Origin of the sequence: Fluviicola sp., assembly GCF_030151805.1 — a bacterium.
In the GTDB taxonomy this organism is placed as follows: domain Bacteria; phylum Bacteroidota; class Bacteroidia; order Flavobacteriales_D; family Crocinitomicaceae; genus Fluviicola.
This window is the reverse complement of record NZ_JASLCN010000180.1, coordinates 1-4,018: the sequence shown is the minus strand read 5'-3', so window position 1 is coordinate 4,018 and position 4,018 is coordinate 1. Positions and strand designations below refer to the sequence as shown.

The window sequence follows — 4,018 nt, the reverse complement described above, 5'->3', positions numbered from 1 at the left end:
TTTTCACAATGGCAGGAAGATGATAGCGATACCGATTAATACTCTAAAATACTAAAAAATGACAGCTGTTATTTCATATTTTCAGACACTCCTTCATACGGCTTTTGCACTCTATTTCGGGCAGGAAAGCGAGTACGCGTCATTGGAGGATATTCCATTTCCGGCCGACAATGAATTGACTGCCTGGACGGGAAAAGAATTGTTGTGGGAGGAACAGGTGGTTTTATTATTGGCTCTGATGCCTCATGTGAGTCCGCAGAGTTTGGACCTGTTTTTCATTCTGAACAAGAACCTGGATCGCCCTTATACCGAATTCGGAGGTTGGAATGGAACTTCACACAACGGCTTTTTACCAACGGGCGAAACCGCTGCTTTCCTGCTGGCGCTCAATTCGGAAGAAAAACGCAAAACAGTGGTGAACTTATTTGGTCAGGAACATTGGTATTACAAAGAAAATATCCTGCGTTTGGAAGGTCAGGGACCCGGAGAACCTTTTTTGAGCGGGAAATTGTGTGTTTCGGATGAGTTTTTGGTGAAAATTTTCTACGACGGAGCTTACCGACCGGATTACAGCAGCGATTTTCCTGCGCGGAGAATGGAAACCAAACTGAATTGGGAAGATTTGGTACTTCCTTATAATCTGACGGAGGAAATCGAGCAAATCACTCAATGGCTGGAACACGGACAAACGATCAACGAGCAATGGAATCTCGATAAGTTCCTGAAACGCGGCTACCGCTGTTTGTTTCACGGTCCACCCGGAACAGGAAAAACATTAACGGCTTCCCTGCTTGGGAAGCAACACGGAATGGATGTTTACCGCATTGATTTGTCGATGGTGGTTTCTAAATACATTGGTGAAACGGAAAAGAACCTGGCGAAGATTTTTGACCGTGCAGAACACCAGAACTGGATCCTGTTTTTCGATGAGGCAGACGCTTTGTTTGGAAAGCGGACGGAAACTTCCGATTCGAATGACCGGCATGCAAACCAGGAAGTTGCTTACCTGCTTCAACGCATTGAAGATTTCCCGGGAATGGTCATCCTGGCAACAAACATCAAGGATAACCTGGACGAAGCGTTCTTCCGGCGCTTTCAATCCATTTTATACTTCCCGGTTCCGAATCAGCAATTGCGTTATGAATTGTGGCAGCGCCTGATTCCCAGGGAATGGTTAAGTGATGAATCTGATGAATTATTGCGGGAGGCTGCTATGATCAAACTTTCGGGAGGAAGCATGCTGAATGTTGTTCAATCCTGCGCCTTGCAATTATTCGACCCGAAAGTAACACCGAAACTGAGTTTGGAACTGCTTAAAAGCACTATCCGGAAAGAATTGGAAAAAGAAGGAAAACTGGTCAATTGAAATTTATGAAACAGCTTATACAAATCGTGCTTTTTTTCATGCTGGTAGCTTACACTTCCGGACAAACCCAGCGCGGCAATACCTACATTGCTCCGTGGGATGTTCCGGCTTTGGAAGAACCTTACTTTTTCGAACCTTATTTCGACACGATCTATATTCACGACACGGTTTATATTTCCAATGCCGATGCCTTTTTAAAGAAGTATTACAACGGGAAAATCAACCTGAATGAGCTGGTCAAAAACCAAGAGATGCTCGATAGTATTTTACGACAGCTGAGTAAGACTTCAGGAAAAGAGCTTTACTTTAATTTTTTCGGGAATAACCGCTTTTCGAAAGGCTTGTCGCAGAATACCGTTATCACAAAATATACCTTAACGAAGATCAACCCAGAAGGAGATTCCGTCTTTTGGTTCAAAACTTCCGGAAACACCCCATTTGACCATTTCCTTGATTCATTACATGCAGAAAGAGCGTTGTTGTTCCACTTTACCGGAGTGAACAGAACTAATCGTCTTTTGAATAACCAGGAAGCCATCACCAAAGTCATTTTTGACATGCTCTCGGAAATCCAGACCACCAATGAAAAAATCAATGCTATTGACTTGTATTTTCCCGACTTTAATTTCAAGGAAAAAAGAGCCATGGCTCAATTTGTCAAATCTGTCAGAATGGTTCTGAATGCGGCAAAAGATCCCGCGATTTCCAATCTGAAAATCAAGGTGTTTTTCCAGGAACCGGACAACAAATCAGTCGTTGAAGAAGATTTTCTGTACAGTTTAAGCATTGAGGCCAATGAAGTGATTCTCCTGGATCCGATCAATGTGGAATATGATTATTTTGTGGTAGCCGAGCGGTTTACCCAGAAAGATTTTGATGATATCGGTCTGTTCACCTGGATCAAGTCTCATTATTATTTAGCACGATATAGTCCGGAGGATACGCTTCCCTATTCCGAAGCGATCGAGACCTTTTCAAAAGCTTCCATCCGAAAAATTGTTCTCGGGGATATTCCGGAAAACGACTGGGAGTATTATTTCTGGTTTTTCTGTGCGATGTTTTTTCTCATGATCTTAATCGTTGTGCTTTATTTTATCTATCCTCCTTTTTCTTATTTACTGAATGCAAACATGGGGATTGTGCTGACTTCGGCTGTTATCTTCTGTATCGAATTACTCATCCTTTTCGGAGTGATTTTTGAAAACATGTGCACGGAAACGGAGGAGATTTCTACGGATGAAGATCCGACTTTTATTCTCATGATGCCGATTTTGATGGTGGTGGTTCTTCCGCTGATCCGGCAATTCACGCGAAATAAGCGGTTGCCTTAATGAAGGTGGATTTTGCGGAAAATTGGAATTTTGAGCGATTGATCCTCAATTGGCAAATTTGCCTGTTTGCCATTTGGCAAACCATACGGATTCGCAGAATTAATAGACTTCAGTGTAGGCTCAATCGAACCTTATCAAAATAGTGTTTATTAAATCGACGTAGTATTGAATGCAAAGAAGCTAAGAACGAAAAGGGCTTCTAATTACTTCAATTTCTTCGACCCGATAAAGTTGTAATTCAGGTTTTCAGAATCCACCATCGAAATTTCCAGGATCGTGAAATGGAAAATATTGTTTCCGGGATTGTCTGCCGTTGCTCCTCCCGGAACAGGTTCTTTGGTAATGGAAGTACAAATAGCTTTGATCTGCGCATATGCTTTCCTGTTTCCGTTGTAATCCGCCGTATTCACATTCTGAAAGAAATCTGCATTTTCTTTCGGTGATCTGAGCGTTGTAAAACTCTTGTAATTATCGAACAGCACTTTGTTATCTCCGGAGTATTTCAGCGCTTTGGAACCATAAACCGTTGGATTATCTACAATCTGAAACTCACCTTTATCAAACGCGTATTTGCTTAGGAAGGCCGGCATTGTAATCAGAAACGTGTCTTTCAACTGCGTTACTTTTCGTGCAGCATCCAGTTTTTGAATCCACTCTTTCTTTTCCTTCTCGAATTGATTCAGGTTTTGTTCATATGCTTTTCCTTTTGCGGGATCAACGATCTTACAATATTTTAAGGCATTATCAGCCGAACTTCCTTTTGTTTGTTCCAGGTTCAGCAAGAAAACGGTTCGTTCATCCAGAGCTTCAATTCCTTTATTTTTTCCGGGATTCGTAAAAACAATCACTTCTTTTCCCTGTAGCGCTTTATCGATCGGCATAAATAACGTTAGGTTATTCGGTCCCTGCAACTCAAATACCACCGTATTTTTGAACTCGAAGGTGCAATGTTCCTGGAAAGATGAAATATTCTTAATGATGCATGACGTTCCGGCAATAACGGAATCCAGTTCCCGGTATCCGCACACATTCTTTTTGTCTTTGACAAAGATTGCCGCGTATTTCCGCTTCGCACTAAACACGTTTTTAGCCGTTTCTCCAACCAATATCGTGTCTCCTTTCGAGTAAGTCCGTTTGGAAAGCGGCGATTGGTATTTCTTCAGTTTTTCTGCTTCCTGGGCAAAAGAAGATTGAATCAAAGCTGTGAAAAGAATAATCAGAAGGAAAAAATGGCGCATGAATTTCAGGGTTCGTTTTGTGATTGAAGCACTAAAAGTTGTGCCAAAGATAAGGGGAATTAATGACGTATGCCGAATTTCGG

Annotated in this window: 3 protein-coding genes; 2 read left to right on the top strand and 1 reads right to left on the bottom strand. The window is 41.9% G+C overall.

Features of this window, described 5'->3' with window-relative positions:
* The first annotated feature begins 58 nt into the window (after positions 1-58).
* A complete protein-coding gene (locus tag Q1V93_RS06825) occupies positions 59-1,366 on the top strand; it encodes an ATP-binding protein (protein ID WP_300663093.1) in 1,308 nt (435 codons plus the stop codon).
* Positions 1,367-1,371: 5 nt separating this feature from the next.
* The gene (locus Q1V93_RS06820; protein ID WP_300663091.1) at positions 1,372-2,697 is read left to right on the top strand and encodes a hypothetical protein; all 1,326 of its coding nucleotides are present in this window, start codon (positions 1,372-1,374) and stop codon (positions 2,695-2,697) included.
* Positions 2,698-2,900: 203 nt separating this feature from the next.
* On the opposite strand, the gene Q1V93_RS06815 is transcribed toward Q1V93_RS06820, so the two are convergent.
* Positions 2,901-4,018: DUF4852 domain-containing protein (locus Q1V93_RS06815; RefSeq protein ID WP_300663089.1), on the bottom strand; the 1,118-nt coding region annotated here is incomplete at its 5' end.